The following is a 21,249-nucleotide window of genomic DNA, read 5'->3' on the forward strand; positions in this document are numbered from 1 at the left end:
AGGTCACATTCGAAGGTGAATCATGTCCTGCTGTGGCAGACGATTCGAAGAGTGACAGCAGATCAGTGATCGGGTCGTACGTTGCGGTGGGGGACAGCTTCACCGAGGGCGTCGGCGACCCCGGCCCCGACGGGGCGTTCGTCGGCTGGGCCGACCGGTTCGCGGTGCTGCTCGCGGACCGCCGGCCCGAAGGCGACTTCCAGTACACCAACCTCGCGGTGCGCGGCAGACTGCTCGACCAGATCGTGGCGGAGCAGGTGCCGAGGGCCGTCGAGCTCGCCCCCGACCTGGTCTCGTTCTGCGCGGGCGGCAACGACATCCTCCGCCCCGGCACCGACCCGGACGACGTGGCCGAGCGGTTCGAGCGGGCGGTGGCGGCGCTGGCCGCCGCGGCCGGCACCGTCCTGGTGACGACCGGGTTCGACACCCGGGGCATGCCCGTGCTCAAGCACCTGCGCGGCAAGATCGCCACGTACAACGGGCATGTGCGGGCCATCGCCGACCGGTACGGGTGCCCGGTGCTCGACCTGTGGTCGCTCAGGAGCGTCCAGGACCGCCGGGCCTGGGACGCCGACCGGCTGCACCTGTCGCCCGAGGGGCACACGCGCGTGGCGCTGCGGGCGGGCCAGGTCCTCGGCCTTCAGGTCCCGGCCGACCCGGAACAGCCGTGGCCGCCGCTGCCGCCGCGCGGCACCCTGGAGGTCCGGCGGGACGACGTCCAGTGGGCACGCGAGTACCTGGTGCCGTGGATCGGGCGACGGCTGCGCGGGGAGTCCTCCGGGGACCATGTGACGGCCAAGGGAGCGTTGTCGCCGCACGACATCAAGATGCGGATCGCGGCGGTGGCCTGAGCGCGGGGGCCGGGCTCGCGGCGCCCTTCGTGGGCCGCGGGCCGGTTCCGGTGTGGTCGGTCCTTCTGTGGGCTGCGGGTTCCGGCCCGCCCGGGGGGTCTCGTGCGGGCTGCGGGTTCGGTCCCGGATTGTCGGTGGCTGTTGTGGGCTGCGGCGGTCCCGGGTTTTCGGGGCTTCTGTGCGCCGCGGGCGCTCGGTCTCGGGGTCGGTGCTTCTGCAGCTCGCAGGTCCGGTTCCGGCGCCGTCGGTGACCACCGTGGGTCCGGCCCGGGCGTCAGCGTGGGCGGTGGCTCCCGTCGGTCGCGGGACTGACCCCCGGCCTTGTCGGTGGCCCGACCATAATGGGATGCCTCACCGACTCCACCTGGAGGTACCGTGGCCGGTTTCCGTTCTCTCAGCTCCGGATTCCGCGCGCTGCGGCCCCCGGCCTTCGGTGCGGATCCGAGCGGGGAGCGCATGGCGCGGATCCGTAGATCGCCCCACTTCAAGGACGGCGTCTTCCAGAACCCGGGCGGCCCCGCCCGGACCCGGCCCTCGGCCTCGGGCCGGGAGTTCGCGAAGCTGTACTTCGACAAGGAGGCCCGCGGACGCCGCGCCCCCCAGGGGGCGATGCCGGTCCACGCCACCACGCTCGCCGACCTCGCCAAGCCGCCCGCCAGTGGACTGCGGCTGACCTGGATGGGCCACTCCAGCGTGCTCGCGGAGATCGACGGACAACGCGTCCTGTTCGACCCGGTGTGGGGCGAGCGCTGCTCCCCGTTCCCATTCGCCGGGCCCCGGCGGCTGCACCCGGTGCCCCTGCCGCTGGCCGCGCTCGGCCCCGTCGACGTCGTCGTCATCTCGCACGACCACTACGACCACCTCGACCTGCCCACCATCAAGGCGCTGGCCGGCACGGACACCCTCTTCGCCGTGCCGCTCGGCGTCGGCGCCCACCTGGAGCACTGGGGCGTGTCCGCCGGCCGGCTGCGCGAACTGGACTGGCACGAGACGACCGGGGTCGGCGGTCTCGCCCTGACCGCCGCCCCGGCCCGCCACTTCTGTGGCCGCGGCCTGCGCAACACTCAGCACACCCTGTGGGCCTCCTGGGTCGTCGCCGGGGAAGAGCACCGGATCTACCACAGCGGCGACACCGGCTACTTCGAGGGCTTCAAGGACATCGGCGCCGACCACGGCCCGTTCGACGCCACGATGATCCAGATCGGGGCCTACTCCGACTACTGGCCCGGGAACGACCCGGAGGTCGCGCCGCTGCCCGGCGCCTGGCCGGACATCCACATGAACCCCGCGCAAGGCGTCCAGAGCCACCTCGACCTGCAGCGGGGCCGGCCGGACGGTGCCCTGCTGCCCATCCACTGGGGGACCTTCAACCTCTCCCTGCATCCGTGGGCCGAGCCCGGCGAGTGGACGCTGGCCGCCGCCCGCGCGGTCGGACAGGCCGTCGCCCTCCCCGTTCCGGGCCAGCCCTTCGAGCCCGCCGGAGCGCTGCCCACGCGCCCCTGGTGGCGGGATGTCTCCCGGCCGCTGAACCGCAGGTGGCCCGTCCCGGCCCTGGCTTCCGAAACGTCCCGTGACGACCTCGACCTGGTGGGCGAGGACTGACCACGGACGAGCCGCGTGCGCCCCGCCGCACCGGGGTACCCGGCCTGTCGCCGGCTCATGGCCGGTCTGCCGAAGGGAGAGGTCCATGGCCCGGACCCTGGAAGAGCAGACGGTGCAGCAGCTCGGCGGTCCGCGCAGTGTCCTGGCGCGGCAGCGGCGCGACCACGCCGAGATGGACCGGCTGATGGAGAGGTACCAGGCCCTTCAGGACGGTCCGGAGCGTGAGGCCGTCCTGAAGCAGACGGTCCAGCTGGTCTTCAGCCACGCCTTCGCGGAGGAGACCGTGCTGTGGCCGGCCGTACGGCGCTCGGTCGAGGGCGGCGAGGAGCTAACCTCCCGGGTCGAGGAGGAACACCAGCAGATCAACGATCTCGTCGGCGAGATCGAACGCCTCCGGCCCGGCGATCCCGAGCGCGCGGACAGGGTGCGGCGGGTCTTCGCCCTGATACGGCAGGACATCCGGGACGAGGAGGACCTCGTGCTGCCCCGGCTGCAGGCGGCCCTGCCCACCGGCCGGCTGCGCCGGCTCGGCACGGCATGGGAGACGGTCCGAAGGAGCGCGCCCACGCATCCGCACCCCGTCGTCCCCCGCCGCCCGCCCGGCAACGCGGTCCTGGGCGTCCCGCTGAGTCTGTACGACCGGATGCGCGACGCCGTCGGCATGCGCGTGCCCAGGGCCGTGGTGAGGAAGGTCCTCGCCGGGCTGGCCGGGCTCGTGGTGTCCGTCGCGGTCACGGCGGTGCTGCGGCGCCGGCGGCGCTGAGCGGAACCGGTGCCCTTCGTGCTGCGCCCGCTGGTGGCGTGGGGGGCGCTCGGCCGGTCTGGCGGGGTCCGTCACTGGCCAGGGCGCTACGCAGAGTGAGTATCTGAGGGAAGCGGCGGTGCGGGGTCGAGCGCCTGCCGACCGCCCCGTCGCGCGTGGGATGGGTGCGCCCCGTGGGGCGGGCGGCCGAGGGGTCTCTTCAGCCCGCCCGACTGCCTGTGACCGCTTCTGAGCAGCTCGGATCGATTTCTTCTCCCTCGCGCCTGAGCGTTCCAGGCGTGCGTCGCTCAGGCGTGCGAAGCCTCATACCAGGGCGGGATGCTCTCCGTATGAGTTTGTCAACTGCCCACCGCACATGATGCGCTGGCGACTACCGTGAGTGGCCGTCGAGCAGGGGAGCGGGGTCGGTACGTGCAGGGGCAACGCGGACGAGGCGGTCGGCGCGACGGGGAGGCCGGCGTGGACCCCGCGAGGCACGCCCGCGCCCCGGAGCCCCGGACAGCGCGCGTCCGGCCGCGTGAGCCCGGCCGCACCCCCACGAGCTTCCCCGGCAACGGCAACCAGGCCCGACGGACCCGTACGAGGACACCGATGTCTCACCACCGCGCTCCGGCCGCCCGTGCAGAACGCCGTGAGGGCGGGCGGCACGGACGGCCGGTCATCCGTACCGCTCCCGCGCTGCCCGAGACCCACATACGGCCCCAACTGCTGCGGATCGCCGTGCTGCCGCCCGTCGCGGTCGCCCTCAGCGGCTGCGCGGCCGTGCTGTTCACCGTCCGCTCCACCGGGGCGCGGCCGAGCCACACCCTGTGGGCGGTCCTCGGCGGTGCGGTCTCGGTGACCCTGGCCGGCATCGTCATCGCCGCCGTGGCCGCGAACCGTACCGCCCGGGCCGTGCACGACCGCATCGGCGTCCTGCGCCGCGGCACCGCACGGCGCGAGGCCGACCTGCGCGCCCTGGTGGAGACGCTGCGCCGCGGCGACGGTCCGCCCCAGCAGCGGGAGCCGCGCGACGGCGCGCCCGACGACGCCGACGACTTCGACCTGCTCGCCGCCGACCTGGCCCGCGCGCACGACAGTGCCGTCACGGCCGTCGTCCAGGCGTCCCAGCTGTCCAGCCAGGCGGGCAGCGAGCAGAAGCTCGAGGTGTTCGTCAACCTCGCCCGGCGCCTGCAGTCGCTGGTGCACCGCGAGATCTCCCTCCTCGACGAGCTCGAGAACGAGATGGAGGACCCCGACCTGCTCAAGGGGCTCTTCCACGTCGACCACCTCGCCACCCGGATCCGCCGCCACGCCGAGAACCTCGCCGTGCTCGGCGGGGCCGTCTCCCGGCGGCAGTGGAGCAACCCGGTCTCCATGACCGAGGTGCTGCGCTCGGCCATCGCGGAGGTCGAGCAGTACTCCCGGGTCAAGCTGGTCCCGCCGATCGACGGCGAGCTGCGCGGCCACGCCGTCGCCGACGTGATCCACCTGCTGGCCGAACTCGTCGAGAACGCCACGGTGTTCTCCGCCCCGCACACCCAGGTGCTGCTGCGCGCCAACCTCGTCACCTCCGGGCTCGCCGTCGAGGTCGAGGACCGCGGACTCGGCATGCCCGTCGAGGAACAGGAACGGATGAACGCCCTGCTCGCCGACCCGGACCAGGTGAACGTCGCCCGGCTCCTGGACGACGGACGCATCGGACTGTTCGTGGTCTCCCAACTCGCCCGGCGGCACGGCATCACCGTCCGGTTGCAGACCAACATCTACGGCGGGGTCCAAGCCGTACTCGTCGTACCGCAGGCACTGCTCGGCCCGGCGCCGGGGGCCGCCACCGCCGACGCCGCGACACAGGCGCACGACGGTACGGAAGCGGCGGCCCGACCCGCGGCCGGCGCATCCCGGCAGCAGGCGCCGCACACGCAGGGGCAGGGCGCGCCGCACCCGGCCACCCCGGCGCCCGGGGCTGCCGCCGCCTCCGGGCCGGTGTCGGGGGTGGCCCCCCGGCACGCCGACGAGCCGGTGCTCGCGTACGGCCCCGGCACCGCATCGGAATCGCCCTCCCTGCGGGAAGCCGCACCCGAGTCCGCCCCCGCGCACCACACCGCTGAGGTGCGGGAATCCCGGCCGGGCGGCTCCACCGGCTCACCGTCCCGGCGGCAGCCCGGCAGCCGGACCGACGGCGGAGCACCGCCCCTGCCCGTGCGCGGTGCCCGGCAGGAGCGGTCCACCCCGGCCGACGCCGCGCCCGGCATCAGGTCCGCAGACCGGCGGACCCTCGCCGAGAACGCGGTGACGCCCCCGGTGCCCCGCAACGGTGCCGTGCGGGGCACCATGGGCAAGCCGCAACTGCCCCGCCGCCGCGCCCAGGAGCACCTCGTCCCCCAGCTGCGCGGCGGCCCCGCCCCGCGGCAGGACACCGAGTACCTCGCCGGCCACGACCCCGGCCTGATGGCGGCCTTCCAGCGCGGCATCGGACTCGCCGAGACCCAGCAGCGCATGGAGCAGGGCAGCGAGGAGCCGGCCCCCGCACAGCCGCCCCCCGCGCACGCATCCCGCACCGACCACACCACCCGGCACGACGGGAGCGCACCCGCCGGATGACCACCCCCCTCGTCCGGCCCCGTCTCCCGGCCGCGTCCGGGACCCCGCGCCCCGCATACCTACATACCCCAAGGAGTCGATCCAGCATGGCGAGCGAAGCGCCGACCGCCCAGGTATCCGATCTCGACTGGCTGATGAGCGGCCTCGTCCAGCGCGTGCCGCACACCACCGCCGCAGTGCTGCTGTCCTGCGACGGGCTCGTGAAGTCCGTGCACGGCCTCGACCCGGACAGCGCCGACCACATGGCCGCCCTGGCCTCCGGACTGTACTCCCTCGGCCGCAGCGCCGGCGTCCGGTTCGGCGACGGCGGCGACGTACGGCAGGTCGTCGTCGAACTCGACTCGACCCTGCTTTTCGTCACCACCGCCGGCTCCGGCACCTGCCTCGCCGTGCTCGCCGGCCGGGAGGCCGACGCGGCGGTGCTCGGCTACGAGATGGCGATGCTGGTCAAGAGCGTCCGCCCCTACCTCGTGACCGCTCCCCGTCAGCAGACCGTCGGTTCCCAGGCGATGAGGCCTTGAGCGTGGCGGCGGCCGGTGACGGGCCCTGGCTCGACGACGCGGCCGGTCGGCTGGTGCGCCCCTTCACCGTCAGCAACGGCCGCACCCGTCCCACCGTCGCTCTCGACCTGATGTCGCAGGTGATGGCCACCGGGACGACCCCCCTCGGCTACCTCGGCCCCGAACACGCGCAGGCGCTCGACCTGTGCCGCGCGCCCGTCCCGGTGGCCGAGGTCGCCGCCCATCTCAAGCTGCCGGTGGCCGTCACCAAGGTGCTGCTGGCGGACCTCGTCGACTGCGGGGCGCTGACCACCAAGCCCCCCGCGTTCCACCACAACCCGACGGACCGGGCCCTTCTGGAGGCAGTGCTCGATGGACTACGACGACAGCTCTGACTACGACGACGGCACCGACCCCTTTCCCACCGCGCTGAAGATCCTCGTGGCGGGTGGGTTCGGCGTGGGCAAGACGACCTTCGTCGGTGCGGTCAGCGAGATCGCCCCGCTGAGCACCGAGGAGTTGCTCACCACGGTCAGCGAGGGGACCGACAACCTCGACGGCGTCGAGAACAAACTCGAGACGACCGTGGCCATGGACTTCGGCCGCATCACCCTCAGCCCGCAGCACGTGCTGTACCTGTTCGGCACGCCCGGCCAGGAGCGGTTCTGGTTCATGTGGGACGAACTGTGCGAGGGCGCGCTCGGCGCGGTCATCCTCGTCGACACCCGCCGCCTGGAGGACTGCTTCGCGGCCGTCGACTTCTTCGAACAGCGCGGCCTCGCCTTCATCGTCGCCGTCAACGAGTTCGACGGCGCCTACCGCTACGACCCCGAGGAGGTACGCGCCGCCCTCGATCTCCCCGCGGAGATCCCCGTCGTGCGCTGCGACGCCCGGATCTCCAGCTCCGGCGTCCAGACCCTGCTCACCCTCGTACGCCACCTCCTCGCCCACGCACCGGCCCCCACCACGGGGTACGGCGCCCACATGTGATCCCCGCACACTCGTCACCGGAGCCGCATATGAGGTACGCCCACCGTCCGGGAGCCCGCCCATGAGCTACGACCCGCCCCGCCCGGCCGGCCGTCTGCTGCTCACCCCCGACGACAAAGAGGCCCCCGCCCGCACCCGGCGGCTGCGCGACCTCGGCCTGGGGCAGCGCCCCGAGCCCGCGCTCGACGCCTTCGCGGACCGCCTCGCCGGGCACACCGGCGCGCCGTACGCCATGGTCAACTTCCTTGCCGAGCACGGGCAGTTCTTCGCGGGCCTGCACACGCCCCTGATCGCCCCGGTGGTGCGCGCCGACGGCACCCGGGCCCGGCTGGACCGCGTGCTGCCCCGCGACCACGGCTTCTGCCCCCATGTGGTCGTCCGGCGCAAGGCGCTGGTGCTGGAGGACGTCCGCGACTACCCGCGCTTCGCGGGCAACCCGATCGTCGACGAGTTCGGCATCCACTCCTACCTGGGCGCGCCCCTCATCGACAGCACCGGCATGGTGCTGGGCACCGTGTGCGTCGCCGACCTGGAGCCCCGCCCCTGGGGGAAGTCCGGTCTCGCGGCCATCAAACAGCAGGCCGCGGATCTCGCCGTACGGCTGGAGCGGTGGGAGGGCGACGGGTTCCTGCCGTGAGGACCCGGTGACCGGGCAGGGTGTCCAGCTGAGCGGCCGGGGTGTGAAGGAAACCTGTGGCCGCGCTTAAGAAAAGCTCGATGGACCGGTGGGGCCGGAGTGCGGCAGATTGCTGTGCGATTCCACTCCTTCCCCCGGCGCCGGGCTGCTTCGGCATGCCCGCGGCCGGACCTCACTCACAGGAGCCGTAGTTGAAGGCGCTGGTCAAGGAGAAGGCGGAGCCGGGGCTGTGGCTCACGGACGTCCCCGAGCCCGCCGTCGGACCCGGCGACGTACTGATCAAGGTGCTGCGTACCGGTATCTGCGGCACCGACCTGCACATCCGGTCCTGGGACGGCTGGGCGCGGCAGGCCGTCCGTACGCCGCTCGTCCTCGGCCACGAGTTCGTCGGGGAGGTCGTCGAGACCGGGCGCGACGTCACCGACATCAAGGCCGGCGACCGGGTGAGCGGCGAAGGCCACCTGGTGTGCGGCAAGTGCCGCAACTGCCTGGCGGGGCGCCGGCACCTGTGCCGCGCCACGGTCGGACTCGGCGTGGGCCGGGACGGGGCGTTCGCCGAGTACGTCGCCCTGCCCGCCGGCAACGTCTGGGTGCACCGCGTGCCCGTGGACCTCGACGTCGCCGCGATCTTCGACCCGTTCGGCAACGCCGTGCACACCGCCCTGTCCTTCCCGCTCGTCGGCGAGGACGTGCTGATCACCGGCGCCGGACCCATCGGCCTGATGGCCGCGGCGGTGGCCCGGCACGCCGGGGCGCGCCACGTCGTCATCACCGACGTCAGCGAGGAACGGCTGGAGCTGGCCCGCAAGATCGGCGTCAGCCTCGCGCTGAACGTCTCCGGCACCGGCATCGCCGACGGGCAGCGCGCGCTCGGTCTGCGCGAGGGCTTCGACATCGGCCTGGAGATGTCCGGCCGCCCCGAGGCGCTGCGCGACATGATCGCCAACATGACGCACGGCGGCCGGATCGCCATGCTCGGCCTGCCGTCCGAGGAGTTCCCGGTCGACTGGGCCCGGATCGTCACCTCGATGATCACGATCAAGGGCATCTACGGCCGGGAGATGTTCGAGACCTGGTACGCGATGTCGGTGCTGCTGGAGGGCGGCCTCGACCTCGCCCCCGTGATCACCGGCCGGTACGGCTACCGCGACTTCGAGGCGGCGTTCGAGGACGCGGCGAGCGGCCGCGGCGGCAAGGTCATCCTCGACTGGACCGCGTGAGCCGGCCGCCTTTCGTACCCGGGCCTCCCGGCCCTTCCGTGCCCCGCCTTCCTAGGAGCTCTCCGATGTTCGACTCCGTGCGCGACGACCTGCGCGCCACCCTCGACGAGATCCGCGCCGCCGGACTGCACAAGCCCGAGCGTGTGATCGGCACCCCGCAGTCGGCCGCGGTCCACGTCACCGCGGGCGGCCGCCCCGGCGAGGTGCTCAACTTCTGCGCCAACAACTACCTCGGCCTCGCCGACCACCCCGAGGTCATCGCCGCCGCCCACGCCGCCCTGGACCGCTGGGGCTACGGCATGGCCTCCGTCCGCTTCATCTGCGGCACGCAGGAGGTGCACAAGGAACTCGAGGCACGCCTGTCCGCGTTCCTCGGCCAGGAGGACACGATCCTGTACTCCTCCTGCTTCGACGCCAACGGCGGTGTCTTCGAAACCCTGCTCGGCCCCGAGGACGCGGTCATCTCCGACGCCCTCAACCACGCCTCGATCATCGACGGCATCCGGCTGAGCAAGGCCCGCCGCTTCCGGTACGCCAACCGCGACCTGGCGGAGCTGGAGGCGCGGCTGAAGGAGGCGTCGGACGCCCGCCGCCGCCTGATCGTCACCGACGGCGTCTTCTCCATGGACGGCTACGTGGCCCCGCTGCGCGAGATCTGCGACCTGGCCGACCGCTACGACGCGATGGTCATGGTCGACGACTCGCACGCCGTCGGCTTCGTCGGCCCGGGCGGTCGCGGCACGCCCGAACTGCACGGCGTCATGGACCGCGTCGACATCGTCACCGGCACCCTCGGCAAGGCGCTCGGCGGCGCCTCCGGCGGCTACGTCGCCGCCCGCGCCGAGATCGTCGCCCTGCTGCGCCAGCGCTCCCGGCCGTACCTCTTCTCCAACACGCTCGCCCCGGTGATCGCGGCGGCCTCGCTGAAGGTGCTCGACCTGCTGGAGTCGGCCGACGACCTGCGCGTCCGGCTGACCGAGAACACCGCCCTGTTCCGCCGCCGGATGACCGAGGAGGGCTTCGACATCCTGCCCGGCGACCACCCCATCGCGCCGGTGATGATCGGCGACGCGGCGCGCGCGGGACGCATGGCGGAACTGCTGCTGGAACGCGGCGTGTACGTGATCGGCTTCTCCTACCCGGTCGTGCCGCAGGGGCAGGCCCGGATCCGGGTGCAGCTGTCGGCCGCGCACTCGACCGAGGACGTGCACCGCGCGGTGGACGCGTTCGTGGCGGCGCGGGCGGAGCTGGATGGCTCAAACACGCCGGTGACCTGAGAGAATCGTTCACATGATCGAAGCGCGGCGGCTCCACATCCTCCGTGCCGTGGCCGACCACGGCACGGTGACGGCGGCCGCCGCGGCGCTGTACCTCACGCCGTCCGCGGTCTCCCAGCAGCTCACCGCCCTGGAGCAGGAGACCGGCCACCGCCTGGTCGAGCGGGGCGCCAAGGGCGTACGGCTGACCCCCGCCGGTGAGATCCTGCTCAGTCACACCAACGCCATCCTCGCCCAGCTCGAACGGGCCGAGGCCGAGCTCGCCGCGTACCGCTCCGGGCAGGCCGGCACCGTCACCGTCGCCTCCTTCGCGACCGGCATCGCCCTCGTGGTCGCCCCCGCGGTGGCCCGGCTGGCCGAGTCGGCGCCCGGCATCCGCATCCGCGTCCAGGACGCCGAGGGTGACGCCAGTCTGCCGATGGTGCTGGACCGGCAGGTGGACGTCGCCGTCGCCGTCGAGTACCGCGGGGCGCCGCCCGCCGACGACCCGCGGCTGACCCACGTACCGCTGTACGCCGAGCCGTTCGACGCGGTCGTCCCCGTCACCCACCGCCTGGCCGACGCCGCCCAGGTGCCGCTCGCCGAGCTGGCCAAGGACGTGTGGATCGGTCCGTACCCCGGCAACCCCTGCCATGACGTGGTGGTGCTGGCCTGCGAGAACGCCGGATTCCAGCCGTCCTTGGAGCACTCCTCGGACGACTTCCGTGCGGTGGTGTCCCTCGCCTCGGCCGGTGCGGGTGTGGCCCTCGTGCCGCGCTCGGCGCTGCGCGGCATGGACCTGGCGGGGGTGGTGGTCCGCCCGGTCGACGGGGTGGCCCCGACCCGCCGGGTCTTCGCGGCCGTACGGCGGGGCGCGGAGGGCCATCCCCTGATCCGTCCGGTACTGGACGCGCTCGCGGCGGCCGCCCGGCGGCAGGACACCTATGTCGTCTCGCATCCGGGATAACATCTCGAATATGAGACAAGCCGCTGAGGTGACGGACGACGTCGACGCCCGGCTGGCCGCGCGCCTGGCCGAGTTGCGGGCGGCGCACGGCTGGTCGCTGGGGGAGCTGGCGGAGCGCAGCGGGGTGAGCCGCTCCACGCTCTCCCGTGCCGAGCGGGCGGAGATCAGTCCCACGGCCGCCCTGCTGAACCGCCTGTGCGCCGTCCACGGGCGGACCATGTCCCAGCTGCTCAGCGAGGTGGAGGCGGAGCCCGCCCCTCTGGTCCGGGCCGCCGACCAGCCGGTGTGGCAGGACCGCGCCTCCGGCTTCGTGCGCCGGTCCGTGTCCCCGGCGCACCCCGGTCTGCGCGGCGAACTCGTCGAGGGCCGGCTCGCCGCGGGCGCCGACATCGCCTACGACCGCCCGCCCGTGCCCGGCCTCGAACAGCACATCTGGGTGCTCCAGGGCGCGCTGGAGGTGACGGCCCAGGACGTCACGCACACCCTCGGCGCCGGCGACTGCCTGCGGGTGAGGGTGTGGGGGCCGACCCGGTTCCGCTGCGCCGGGCCGGACGACGTGCGGTACGTGCTGGCGGTGGTACGGCCATGACCGTCAGCCGGCTGGACGAAAGCCAGGTGCTGCAGCGCGCCGAGGAGTTGGCCGCACTGCTGGCCGACACGGTGGACGGCGGCGCCTCGGTCGGTTTCCTCGCACCGCTCGGCCGGCCGCAGGCGGTGGCCTGGTGGCGGGGGAGGGCCGCGGCCGTGGCCGCCGGACAGCTCGCGGTGTGGGCGGCGTACGGGGAGGGCAGGGTGCTGGGCACGGTGAGCCTCGTCTTCCCCGACAAGCCCAACAGCCGCCACCGCGCCGAGCTGGTGAAGCTCATGGTGCACCGGGACGCCCGCGGGCAGGGCCTCGGCCGAGCCCTCCTGGCCACCGCGGAGCAGGCCGCCGCCGCGGCCGGCATCACCCTGCTCCACCTCGACACCGAGACGGACAGCCCCGCGGAACACCTGTACCGCTCCGCCGGCTGGATGCCGATCGGGTCGATCCCCGACTACGCGGCCGACCCGGGCGGCGTCCTGCGGCCCACGACGATCTACTACAAGCGCCTGGGGGAAGCCGCACCGGCCAGGTGATTGTCAGTGGCGGGGGCTACGGTGCGTGGCATGCCGGATGCCGAAGACGTACGACGGATCGCCCTGTCCCTGCCGGACACGACGGAGAAGACCGCCTGGAGCATGCCCACCTTCCGGGTGGCGGGCAGGATGTTCGCCACGCTGCCCGAGGACGAGACGTCCCTCGCCGTGCGCTGCCCCAAGGAGGAGCGTGACGAACTCGTGCTCGCCGAGCCGGGGAAGTTCTGGATCGCCGGCCACGAGGCGCAGTTCGCCTGGGTGAGGGTCCGGCTCGCCGCCCTGGAGGACGAGGGGGAACTGCGGGACATCCTCGCCGACTCCTGGAGACAGGCGGCCCCGCCTCAGCTGCGGGAGGCCCACCCGGCGCTGGGCCTGCCGGCCGTGGACTGACGGCACGGGGCGTTGTCAGTGCCCCGTGGCATGATCCGGAGGACCGGGCGGCAGCCGGGGATGGAGGGGATCCGGCTGCCGCCTCACCGGCCGCTCAGGAACCGGGTGACCGACGCCCGCAGGGATCGCGCGTCGAGGCCGTGCGCGGTGGCGTGCTCCTCGACGCGCCCGTACCGGCGCAGCTCGCGGCGGCCCACCCCCAGGCCCAGGACCCGGTGGGGCACGTCGGACAGGGCGTCGTTCGCGGCCGCCGTCGATGTGCCCGCCAGGTACGGCTCGACCAGCACGACGTCGGTGCCGGCCCGCTCCGTGGCCCGCCGCAGGGCGGCCGCGTCGAAGGGGCGGACCGTCGTCCCGTACAGGACGGTGACGTCCAGGCCGTCCGTCGCCTCGAGCACCGCGTCCAGCATCGGCCCGACGGCGAGCACGACACCGGACCGTCCCTCGCGCACGGTCAGGAACCCCTGCCCGTCGACCGGCCGTGCCACCGCGTTCGCCTGCACGGACAGCCGCACGTACACCTTGTCGTCGCCGGCGGCGACCGCGTGCCGCAGCAGCGTCTCCGCCTCGTCCGGATGCCCCGGCACATGCACGGCCCAGCCGTCCAGGGTGTCCAGCAGCGCCACGTCACCCGGGGCCATGTGCGTGTACCCGCCGGCCGGCCAGTCGAAGGAGGCGGCGGCGCTCACCAGCACCGCGCCCGCGTCCTGATGCCCCAGGTCCAGCTTGACCTGCTCGAAGGGCCGCTCGACGAGAAAGCTGGCGAAGGTGTGCACGACGGGTCGCAGCCCGGTCAGGGCGAGCCCCGCGGCCGCCCCCACGAGCAGCTGTTCGCGGATGCCGACGTTGATCACCCGGTCCGGGTGGCGCCGCTGCGCCTCGGCGAAGCCGTCGTTGCCGATCTCGGCGAGCACCACGGCGACCCGCGGATCCTCGTCGAGCAGCCGGGAGACGACAGGGGCGAAACGGTCCCTCATGGTGTCCACGGAAGTCGGTCCTCTCCAGAAGTCGGCGATGTGCGGGGCGTTCAGGCGTTCTTCGGCTCGACCCTGGCCACCACCAGGTGCGGGCGGCCCGGGTGCGGTGCGGTGAAGGCGGCGTACAGGGCCTCGTGGTCACGGCCGTCCACGGTCACCGCCGACCAGCCCGCCGCCTCGAACCGCGCGGCGATGCCGCCGGGGCGGGCATGGCTGGCGGAGGCGTTGTCGACGACGACGGTGTGCAGGTTCTCCAGCCCGGCGGGCCCCGCGAAGGCGATGGCCTCGTGGTTGCTGCCCTCGTCCAGTTCGGCGTCCCCGATCAGCACCCACACCCGCGGCTCGTCGAGCCCCTGGGCGCGCAGCCCCAGCGCCGTACCGACGGCGATCGGCAGGCCGTGCCCGAGCGAGCCACTGCCGATCTCGGCGCCCGGCACGAGCGTGCGGTCGGGGTGGTGCCCGAGCGGGGAGTCGTACGAACCGAAGCCCGGCAGCCACTCCACCGGCACGAACCCCTTGGCGGCCAGCACCGCGTAGTACGCCATCGGCCCGTGCCCCTTCGACAGCAGGAACCGGTCCCGCGCGGGGTCGTCCATCCGCTCCGGCCCCACCCGCAGCACCCGGTCGTAGAGCACCCACAGCACGTCCAGCGTGGACGTGGCCGCCGGACCGTGCTTCTCGTCCCCGGTCATCAGGCCCATCAGGCCCGGCAGATCGGTGTAGTCGTACGTGCGTCCGCGTGCGTCGATGGTCGTCATGCGGTGATCGTGCGACCTCAAGCGAACTTGAGGTCAAGCCCGGCCGGATAAAACCGGTGCGCGATCACCGGCCCGAGTGCGGTATTGTTTCCCTGCGCGTTCGGCCAGGGGAAACCCCAGGTCAGACGGGTAACGGGACGTGGCGCAGCTTGGTAGCGCACTTGACTGGGGGTCAAGGGGTCGCAGGTTCAAATCCTGTCGTCCCGACGTACACACGGGCTGGCGCCCGGACAGGGCCTTGGCTCACTTCGGTGAGGCAAGGCCCTTGATCGTTCTCAGCCTGGGGCGCCCCTCACCTCGTCCTACGGTCAGACCGACCACGTCTCCACCGTGGTCGGCACGCCGTCCACCTCGGCGGTCGCGAAGGTGCGCCGGGCGTCGGCGACGGCGAGGCGCAGCCGGAGCCCCGGCACATCGGTGCGGACGGACAGATCGCCGGCGTCGGAGAGGCGTGCGGAGACGGTCGTCCGCGTGCCGTCCGGCTCGTGCAGCACGCTCCGGCTCGGACGAGAGACGGCCGGGCGCACCCAGACGGCGGTCACCTCCCGGAAGGGAGCGCCGCCCGCGTGATCGGCGGGGGCGCTGGTGAGCAGCAGGCTTCCGGCGCGCAGCCACAGCGGCACCGCCTCGAGCGGTAGTTCGACGGCGTGCCAGGCGGGGCCGCCGACGGGTGCGCCGCCCCGGTACGGCACCCACTCCCCGGGCGGGAACCAGACCTGCCGCCGTCCCCCGGGCGTGTACAGCGGGGCGACCAGGAGGTCGCGGCCCAGCAGGTACTGGAGGTCGGCGGCGTGGGCGTCGGGGCGGGCGGGATGATCCAACGGCATGGGGCGGGCCAGTGGCTCTCCCGTGCGGACCGCCTCCACCGCGGCCCCGTAGAGATACGGCAGCAGACGCATCCGCAGGCGCGCGGCGTGCAGGACCGCCGCGTACGCTTCCTCGCCGAAGTCCCAGGGCAGGCGGGAGGTCATCCCGTGGAAGCGGCTCAGCGGCGACAGCAGGCCGTACTGGGCCCAGCGGACGAACAGTTCGCTGTCCGGGGTGCCGTGGAAGCCGCCGATGTCGTGGCTCCAGAAAGGGTGGCCGGACAAGGACAGAGACAGGCCGGCGCGGAGCGTGGAGGCCAGGTCCTGCCAGCTCGCGTTGGGGTCTCCCGTCCACTTGGCGCCGTGGCGCTGGCCGCCGGTCCAGGACGAGCGGCCCCAGGTCAGACCGTGACCCGCGATCTCGCGGGTGACCTCGGCGGCCAGGTCGTTGTACAGCAGGGGGTAGAGGTTGTGCAGGCGGTCGCCGGTCAGGCCGTTGTGGGCGACGGCGTCGGCGGGCACCGCCTCGCCGAAGTCGGTCTTCAGCACGGACGCGCCGCCGGCGAGCGCCTCCCGCATGCGGCTCCGGAACCAGTCGAGGGCCCCCGGGTGGGTGAGATCCAGCAGGGCCGTGGCCGGATGGGCCTCACCCCAGGGCCGGCCGACCCAGGTCGCGCCCGGGCCCGACCCGGTGCGCAGAAACCATCCGTTCCGCTCCACCTCCTCGAAGTACGGGCTGCCGACTCCGATGTACGGGTTCATCCAGAGCGAGACGTGGAAGCGCTGTGCGGCCAGTTCCGCCATCAGCCCGGGCGGGTCCGGGAACGCCTCGGTGTCCCAGCGCATGTCGGACCAGGAGCCGTGCGGCTGCCAGTAGGTGTCGAGGTGCAGCACGTCGCAGGGAAACCCGCGTGCGCGGATCCGGCGGGCGCGCTCGCGCACCTCCTCGGCGTCCTCCCGGCGGAAGCCCCCGGAGATCCAGGGGCCGAAGGCCCACTTCGGGGGCAGCAGCGCGGGTCCGGTGAGGGCGCGGTAGGCGGCCAGGCACTCGGCGGGGGAGCCGGTGATCAGGTAGTAGTCGAGCACCTCGTCGGGGACGGTCATCGTCCAGGCACCGGTGTTGCGGTGCGCGAGGTCGAAGACCGCGGGCGTGGTGGTGTCCACCAGGACGGCGTACCCGCGGCTGGAGAGCAGGAAGGGCACCGCCTTGTAGGAGCGGGTGCCGGTGGAGCCGAGGGCATCCTGGACCCAGCACTCGACCTGCTGTCCTCGCAGGTCCAGGCCGGTGAAGCGTTCGCCGAGGCCGTAGAAGTGCTCGTCGGGTTCGGTGACCCAGCTGTCGTGGTGGGCGAGGCGGCCGTCGGTGAGGTCCGTGACGCCGAGCGGCAGCACGGTGGGGCGGTCGGCCGGGTCGCTCACGTCGGTGGCCTGGTGCAGGGTCCGGCAGTGGCGGTCGGTCAGCGCCAGCGTGAGGGGCGACAGACGGACCTCGACGCGCAGGGTGGCCAGACGCAGGGTGACCGTGCCGGACGACTGCTCCACGGCACAGCGCTCCTGCGACCCGGGCACGACGCGCACGCGCGGTGCTGCCGGCGCGTCCGTCATACGCAGGGTGATTCGTACGCAACCGCCCCTCGCGGGGCGCAGCCGGAGCGTGCCCGCGCGTCCGGACGCGGTGCGCACGTCGAGAACCACGCCCTCGGCCGCGGCCCGCGCGACGGAGGCGGCCACGACCGGATCGGCGGGACGGGCCGCCGTCAGGGGCGGGGGCGGTGCCACGTAGGCCGCCTGGTCACGGGGGTGCGGCGAGGACATGGTCATCACCTTCCGCTGCCGGCGGTCAGCCCGCCGACGATGAAGCGCTGGAAGAGCGCGAAGACACACACCACCGGGAGGGTGACGAGGGTGGCCGTGGCCATCAGCGTCCCCCACGCCGCGCCGTGCTGCCCGATGAAGGCGTTGAGCAGGACGGTGACGGGCTGGACGTCGGGCCCTTGGGCGAGCGTGAGGCCGAAGAGGAACTCGCCCCAGCCGAGCAGGAAGGACAGCCCGGCCGCGGCGACCAGGCCGGGGACCATGAGCGGCAGGACGACACGCAGCAGCACGCCGGGCAGTCCGCAGCCGTCGACGAGGGCGGCCTCCTCCAGCTCGGGCGGGACGCCGCGCAGCACGGGGCGCAGCACGATCACCGTGAACGGCAGGGTGAGCGTCGTGTCGGCCGCGATCAGTCCGAGGTAGGTGTCGTCGAGACCGGCCCGGCGTTCCAGGATGAACAGCGGCGCCGCCAGCACGATGGCGGGCGGCAGCTGGGCGACGAGCAGCGCGAGCACCATGGTGCCCGAGCCCCGCATCCGGACCCGGGCGAGCGCGTAGGCGAGCGGGACGCCGAGGAGCAGGGTGAGCGCCACCACTCCGCAGGAGATCACCACACTGTTGACCAGAGCCCGGGGCAGCTCTTCGTAACCCAGCGCCGCGCGGTAGTTCTCGGTGGTGAGCGGTGCGGGCACCCACTGCGGGGACGGCGCCTGGATCCGGTCCGGCTCGGTGAGACCGGTCTTGACCATCCAGTAGACCGGCAGGAGGAAGACGGCGGTGACCACCACGGCGGTCGTGGTGAGCAGCCAGGGGCGGCGCGGTGGTTTCATACGGCGCCCCCCGCCCGTTCCTCGTGGCGCAGACGTCGTACGTAGAACACGCCCGCCAGCAGGGGTACGACGAGCAGCAGCAGGCCCGCCGCGGCCCCCTGGCCGAACCGGAAGGACGTGAAGAAGACCTCGTAGACGTAGAGCGAGAGCACGCGAGTGGCGTCGACGGGGCCGCCGCCCGTCATCACGAAGACGACGTCGAAGACCTTGAAGGTGTACACGAGGCCGAGCAGCAGCACCGTCACCGACACCGGCCGCATCAGCGGGAGGGTGATCCGCCAGAAGCGCTGCCAGGCCCCCGCGCCGTCGATGGCCGCCGCCTCGTGCAGCTCGGGGTCGATGGTGTACAGCCCCACCAGGAGCAGCAGCATGTGGAAGGGCACGCCGATCCAGATGTTGGCGAGGACCACCCCCGCCAGCGAGGTGGCGGGATCGGTGAGCCAGTTGTGGGACCAGGTGCCCAGGCCCACCGCCTCCAGCAGGGCGTTGTAGGCCCCGGACTCCGCGTCCAGCAGCCAGCGGAAGAGGGTGCCGCTGACCACCTGGGGCAGCAGCCAGGCCACCAGCAGCAGGGAGCGCAGCAGACCGTTGAGCGGAAAGGGGCGGGCGAAGAGCAGGGCCAGGGCGAAGCCGAGGGTGAACTGGAACACCAGCGATGCCAGGGTGAAGAGCACCGAGAGGCGTACGGAGTGCCAGAAGGCGGGATCCTCGGTCACGGCCCGGTAGTTGTCGAGGCCGTTGAACGGCCCCGGTCCGCCGAGCAGGACGCCCAGTTCCACGTCATGGACGGACGTCCACGCGTTGTACAGCAGGGGGTAGGCCAGGAAGAGGGCGAGAAAGACCATGCCCGGCAGGCAGAACAGGCAGCCCGCGCGACGACGGCGGACAGAGGGCGAGCGCGGACCGCTCATCTCCCGCCCAGCGCCTTGTCGATCTTCGTGGCCGCCGTCCGCGCCGCGGCGGACGGGGACGCCGAACCCGTGAGCACGGCCTGCTCCGCCTCCGCGACGGCCTGCGAGGCGTCGGCGTAGTGCGGCCCGTACTGACGCGGACGGGCGAGGGGCAGCTGGCTGAGGAAGAGCCGCAGGGCCGGATCGGACGCCCAGGGGCCGCGGTCCGCGAGGTCCCTGCGCGCGGGGAGGTTGCCGAACGACTCCAGGTAGGGCACCAGGACCGAGGGGCGCTGGGTGAACCGCAGCACCTCCCACGCCTTGTCCACGTGCTCGCTGCCGGCCATCACGACCCAGTTCTCCCCGCCCAGACAGGTGGCGGCCTCCTTGTCCCGGGGCAGGGCGACGACGTTCCAGTCGAAGCGCGCCTTCCGCAGCGTGGGGATCTGCCACGGGCCGTTGATCTGCAGGGCGGCGCGCTGGTTCACGAACCGCGTGTTGGCGTCCTGCTGGGTCCAGCCCACACACTGCTCGGACAGTGAGCCCTTGGCGACCAGGTCGTCGAGGAAGGACAGCGCTGTCGCGCCGTGGGTGGCGAAGGTGTCCAGGTCGCCGCCGGCCTGCCACAGGAACGGCAGGAACTGGAAGACGCCCTCCTCGGTCCTGATCGCGCTCAGGGCCAGTCCGAACCGGTCACCGCGGGTCAGCCGCTCGGCCGCGGAGGCCAGCTCGTCCCAGGTGGTGGGAGGCGCCACGCCGGCGGACTGAAGCATCCGGGTGTTGCAGTAGAGGGCGAGGCAGTTGCTGTTGTTCGGGATGCCCAGGGTCTTCCCGCCGACCTGGCAACCGTTCCACGGGCCCCGGTAGTACTGGTCGGCCTGGCCCCACTCCTCGACCCTGTCGGTCAGGTCGGCCAGCAGACCGCTGCCGCCGAGGGAGTTCATCGAGACGTTGTCGACGATGGCGATGTCCGGCAGGTCGCCGGAGATCGCGCCCAGGGTGATCTGCCGTTCGAGGTCCGCGAACGGGAAGGTCCGCCGCTCGATCCGTACGTTCCGGACACCGGACTCGATCTGCCTGATGAGGCGGTTCATGCCGGGCCGGAAGTTGTCCAGGGTGAAGTAGTCCCACCAGGTCAGCGTCACGGGACTCGCCCGCCGGCCCGGCTCGCCCGCCGCGTCGGAGCAGGCGGCCAGGGCACCGCCGAGGCCGAGGGCGGCCGCTCCGGCGCCCGCGGCCCGCAGGAAGCCACGACGGTCGACCGGGTACGCCATGCTGCCCTCCCAGGAGGTCGGCGTCGATAAGGAGTCGAAAGAAAGGATACGGATCAAAACGTCATTACTGGACTTATCAGAAATCGATCTCGAAATCCGGGAATTCCACCCCCTGTTCCATACCGGGTGCCGCTCGGCAGGGGCCGGTGCTGGCGCGCAGCGTGATCAGGGGCTTGAGCAGGACGTGCCGGGGAGGCGCGTCGAGTGACCGCAGGCGCTCCATCATCAGCTCGACGCCTGCCCGGCTCATCTCCTTGGCGGGAATCTCGGCAGCGGTGAGCTGCGGGGTGACCTGTTCGGCCCAGGGGCTGGCCGCGACGCCCACGACCGAGAAGTCGCGTGGCACGCTGCGGCCCTGCCGGGTCAGGCCGCGGTAGATGCCCTCCAGAGCCGCCTCGTTCATGGTGACCAGGGAGGTCGTCGCCGGATCGTCGTGCAGGATGCGCTCCACGACCTTCTCGCCCGAGGCCAGGTCGTCGCCGCACAGGTAGGCGTGGGGCGTCAGGCCCAGCTGCGTCATCGCCCGGGTGTAGCCCTCGTGGCCGAGCCGCGCGAACCCGTACCCGCTGTTGAACAGGTGTTCCGATCTGTTCACGAAGGCGATCCGGCGGTGACCCAGGTCGGCGAGGTGATGGACGCAGCCGGCGGCGAGACCGGCGAAGTCCAGATCCACCCAGCCGGTCCCCTCCGTGCCGTCGTTGCGGCCGATGGCGACGAAGGGAAAGGCAGCCTTCGTCAGGTACTCGACGCGGTCGTCCTCCCGGCGGATCTCCATGACGATCACGCCGTCCACCCGCTGCTGCGCGACCATCCGCCGCAGCGAGGGGTCCTCCGCGGTGGCGGCGGGGGAGAGCAGCACGTCGTAGCCGAACGCGGCGGCGGCCTCGGCCACCCCGCCGATGAAGGCGAGCTGCATCGAGGTGTACGTCCGGTTGCGGCCCGCCGGAGGGTAGAGCAGCCCGAGCGTGTACGTGCCTGCCCCGGCAGGTTCTCCCGTCGTCCCACCCGTGCGCCCTGTCAT

General features: G+C 72.9%; 21 protein-coding genes and 1 tRNA gene. 15 read left to right on the forward strand and 7 right to left on the reverse strand.

Annotation, left to right across the window (positions count from 1 at the left end; translation table 11 throughout):
* Positions 1-65: 65 nt before the first annotated feature.
* The 14 genes from AB0K80_RS13475 (at position 66) to AB0K80_RS13540 (ending at position 12,878) form a co-directional block, all read left to right on the forward strand.
* Complete coding sequence (locus AB0K80_RS13475; RefSeq protein WP_365669167.1) at positions 66-851, forward strand: SGNH/GDSL hydrolase family protein; 786 nt, start codon at positions 66-68, stop codon at positions 849-851.
* A 375-nt stretch (positions 852-1,226) separates the two neighbouring features.
* On the forward strand, positions 1,227-2,453 hold the full coding sequence (locus AB0K80_RS13480; RefSeq protein ID WP_365668965.1) for an MBL fold metallo-hydrolase: 1,227 nt from the start codon (positions 1,227-1,229) through the stop codon (positions 2,451-2,453).
* Positions 2,454-2,538: 85 nt separating this feature from the next.
* Positions 2,539-3,216, forward strand: a complete 678-nt coding sequence (locus AB0K80_RS13485) for a hemerythrin domain-containing protein (protein ID WP_365668967.1) — start codon at positions 2,539-2,541, stop codon at positions 3,214-3,216.
* A 591-nt stretch (positions 3,217-3,807) separates the two neighbouring features.
* Positions 3,808-5,799, forward strand: coding sequence for an ATP-binding protein (locus tag AB0K80_RS13490; RefSeq protein ID WP_365668969.1), 1,992 nt, complete (start codon positions 3,808-3,810; stop codon positions 5,797-5,799).
* An 86-nt stretch (positions 5,800-5,885) separates the two neighbouring features.
* Positions 5,886-6,320: a roadblock/LC7 domain-containing protein gene (locus AB0K80_RS13495; protein WP_365668971.1), complete on the forward strand. Its 435-nt coding sequence runs from the start codon at positions 5,886-5,888 to the stop codon at positions 6,318-6,320.
* A gap of 2 nt (positions 6,321-6,322) precedes the next feature.
* Entirely contained in the window at positions 6,323-6,694 is a 372-nt protein-coding gene (locus tag AB0K80_RS13500; RefSeq protein ID WP_365668973.1) for a DUF742 domain-containing protein, read from the forward strand.
* The gene (locus AB0K80_RS13505; RefSeq protein ID WP_365668975.1) at positions 6,672-7,289 is read left to right on the forward strand and encodes an ATP/GTP-binding protein; all 618 of its coding nucleotides are present in this window, start codon (positions 6,672-6,674) and stop codon (positions 7,287-7,289) included. The genes AB0K80_RS13500 and AB0K80_RS13505 overlap by 23 nt, the downstream gene beginning before the upstream one ends.
* A 61-nt stretch (positions 7,290-7,350) precedes the next feature.
* The gene (locus tag AB0K80_RS13510; protein WP_365668977.1) at positions 7,351-7,926 is read left to right on the forward strand and encodes a GAF domain-containing protein; all 576 of its coding nucleotides are present in this window, start codon (positions 7,351-7,353) and stop codon (positions 7,924-7,926) included.
* A 191-nt stretch (positions 7,927-8,117) separates the two neighbouring features.
* Positions 8,118-9,146, forward strand: a complete 1,029-nt coding sequence (gene tdh / locus AB0K80_RS13515; RefSeq protein ID WP_365668979.1) for an L-threonine 3-dehydrogenase — start codon at positions 8,118-8,120, stop codon at positions 9,144-9,146.
* Between the two features lie 65 nt (positions 9,147-9,211).
* The gene (locus tag AB0K80_RS13520) at positions 9,212-10,423 is read left to right on the forward strand and encodes a glycine C-acetyltransferase (protein WP_365668980.1); all 1,212 of its coding nucleotides are present in this window, start codon (positions 9,212-9,214) and stop codon (positions 10,421-10,423) included.
* Between the two features lie 13 nt (positions 10,424-10,436).
* On the forward strand, positions 10,437-11,369 hold the full coding sequence (locus AB0K80_RS13525) for a LysR substrate-binding domain-containing protein (protein ID WP_365668982.1): 933 nt from the start codon (positions 10,437-10,439) through the stop codon (positions 11,367-11,369).
* Positions 11,370-11,379: 10 nt separating this feature from the next.
* Positions 11,380-11,958 (forward strand): XRE family transcriptional regulator, encoded by a 579-nt coding sequence (locus AB0K80_RS13530; protein WP_365668984.1) that lies wholly within the window; start codon positions 11,380-11,382, stop codon positions 11,956-11,958.
* Positions 11,955-12,488 (forward strand): GNAT family N-acetyltransferase, encoded by a 534-nt coding sequence (locus AB0K80_RS13535; RefSeq protein ID WP_365668986.1) that lies wholly within the window; start codon positions 11,955-11,957, stop codon positions 12,486-12,488. The genes AB0K80_RS13530 and AB0K80_RS13535 overlap by 4 nt, the downstream gene beginning before the upstream one ends.
* 30 nt (positions 12,489-12,518) lie before the next feature.
* Positions 12,519-12,878: an MmcQ/YjbR family DNA-binding protein gene (locus tag AB0K80_RS13540; protein WP_365668988.1), complete on the forward strand. Its 360-nt coding sequence runs from the start codon at positions 12,519-12,521 to the stop codon at positions 12,876-12,878.
* Between the two features lie 83 nt (positions 12,879-12,961).
* Here the strand turns inward: AB0K80_RS13540 and AB0K80_RS13545 are convergent, their stop codons facing one another.
* Positions 12,962-13,864 carry a transketolase gene (locus tag AB0K80_RS13545; RefSeq protein WP_365668990.1) on the reverse strand — a complete coding sequence of 301 codons (903 nt, stop codon included), beginning with the start codon at positions 13,862-13,864 and terminating at the stop codon, positions 12,962-12,964.
* 41 nt (positions 13,865-13,905) lie between these two features.
* Positions 13,906-14,613, reverse strand: coding sequence for a transketolase (locus AB0K80_RS13550; protein WP_365668992.1), 708 nt, complete (start codon positions 14,611-14,613; stop codon positions 13,906-13,908).
* A gap of 133 nt (positions 14,614-14,746) precedes the next feature.
* On the opposite strand from AB0K80_RS13550, the gene AB0K80_RS13555 reads away from it, so the two are divergent.
* Positions 14,747-14,820, forward strand: a tRNA-Pro gene (locus tag AB0K80_RS13555).
* Between the two features lie 101 nt (positions 14,821-14,921).
* Here AB0K80_RS13555 and AB0K80_RS13560 read toward each other — a convergent pair.
* The 5 genes from AB0K80_RS13560 to AB0K80_RS13580 all read right to left on the reverse strand — a co-directional run bounded on the left by AB0K80_RS13560 (position 14,922) and on the right by AB0K80_RS13580 (position 21,249).
* A complete protein-coding gene (locus tag AB0K80_RS13560; protein WP_365668994.1) occupies positions 14,922-17,234 on the reverse strand; it encodes a TIM-barrel domain-containing protein in 2,313 nt (770 codons plus the stop codon).
* A gap of 5 nt (positions 17,235-17,239) precedes the next feature.
* Positions 17,240-18,064: a carbohydrate ABC transporter permease gene (locus AB0K80_RS13565; RefSeq protein ID WP_365668996.1), complete on the reverse strand. Its 825-nt coding sequence runs from the start codon at positions 18,062-18,064 to the stop codon at positions 17,240-17,242.
* Positions 18,061-18,909 carry a sugar ABC transporter permease gene (locus AB0K80_RS13570; RefSeq protein WP_365668997.1) on the reverse strand — a complete coding sequence of 283 codons (849 nt, stop codon included), beginning with the start codon at positions 18,907-18,909 and terminating at the stop codon, positions 18,061-18,063. Before AB0K80_RS13570 ends, AB0K80_RS13565 begins: the two co-directional genes overlap by 4 nt.
* A 62-nt stretch (positions 18,910-18,971) precedes the next feature.
* Positions 18,972-20,228 (reverse strand): sugar ABC transporter substrate-binding protein, encoded by a 1,257-nt coding sequence (locus AB0K80_RS13575; protein WP_365668999.1) that lies wholly within the window; start codon positions 20,226-20,228, stop codon positions 18,972-18,974.
* 76 nt (positions 20,229-20,304) lie between these two features.
* Positions 20,305-21,249: a substrate-binding domain-containing protein gene (locus tag AB0K80_RS13580; protein WP_365669000.1), complete on the reverse strand. Its 945-nt coding sequence runs from the start codon at positions 21,247-21,249 to the stop codon at positions 20,305-20,307.

It is taken from the genome of Streptomyces sp. NPDC052682, assembly GCF_040678435.1.
Classification (GTDB): Bacteria; Actinomycetota; Actinomycetes; order Streptomycetales; family Streptomycetaceae; genus Streptomyces.

Excerpts from the sequence above, each read along its gene's own strand:
- AB0K80_RS13490 (WP_365668969.1), top strand. The coding sequence starts at position 3,808 with ATGTCTCACCACCGCGCTCCGGCCGCCCGTGCAGAACGCCGTGAGGGC.
- AB0K80_RS13580 (WP_365669000.1), bottom strand. The coding sequence starts at position 21,249 with ATGACAGGGCGCACGGGTGGGACGACGGGAGAACCTGCCGGGGCAGGC.
- AB0K80_RS13505 (WP_365668975.1), top strand. The coding sequence starts at position 6,672 with ATGGACTACGACGACAGCTCTGACTACGACGACGGCACCGACCCCTTT.
- AB0K80_RS13540 (WP_365668988.1), top strand. The coding sequence starts at position 12,519 with ATGCCGGATGCCGAAGACGTACGACGGATCGCCCTGTCCCTGCCGGAC.
- AB0K80_RS13560 (WP_365668994.1), bottom strand. The coding sequence starts at position 17,234 with ATGTCCTCGCCGCACCCCCGTGACCAGGCGGCCTACGTGGCACCGCCC.
- AB0K80_RS13495 (WP_365668971.1), top strand. The coding sequence starts at position 5,886 with ATGGCGAGCGAAGCGCCGACCGCCCAGGTATCCGATCTCGACTGGCTG.
- AB0K80_RS13575 (WP_365668999.1), bottom strand. The coding sequence starts at position 20,228 with ATGGCGTACCCGGTCGACCGTCGTGGCTTCCTGCGGGCCGCGGGCGCC.
- AB0K80_RS13535 (WP_365668986.1), top strand. The coding sequence starts at position 11,955 with ATGACCGTCAGCCGGCTGGACGAAAGCCAGGTGCTGCAGCGCGCCGAG.
- AB0K80_RS13510 (WP_365668977.1), top strand. The coding sequence starts at position 7,351 with ATGAGCTACGACCCGCCCCGCCCGGCCGGCCGTCTGCTGCTCACCCCC.
- AB0K80_RS13565 (WP_365668996.1), bottom strand. The coding sequence starts at position 18,064 with ATGAAACCACCGCGCCGCCCCTGGCTGCTCACCACGACCGCCGTGGTG.
- AB0K80_RS13525 (WP_365668982.1), top strand. The coding sequence starts at position 10,437 with ATGATCGAAGCGCGGCGGCTCCACATCCTCCGTGCCGTGGCCGACCAC.
- AB0K80_RS13550 (WP_365668992.1), bottom strand. The coding sequence starts at position 14,613 with ATGACGACCATCGACGCACGCGGACGCACGTACGACTACACCGATCTG.
- AB0K80_RS13520 (WP_365668980.1), top strand. The coding sequence starts at position 9,212 with ATGTTCGACTCCGTGCGCGACGACCTGCGCGCCACCCTCGACGAGATC.
- AB0K80_RS13485 (WP_365668967.1), top strand. The coding sequence starts at position 2,539 with ATGGCCCGGACCCTGGAAGAGCAGACGGTGCAGCAGCTCGGCGGTCCG.
- AB0K80_RS13570 (WP_365668997.1), bottom strand. The coding sequence starts at position 18,909 with ATGGTCTTTCTCGCCCTCTTCCTGGCCTACCCCCTGCTGTACAACGCG.
- AB0K80_RS13530 (WP_365668984.1), top strand. The coding sequence starts at position 11,380 with ATGAGACAAGCCGCTGAGGTGACGGACGACGTCGACGCCCGGCTGGCC.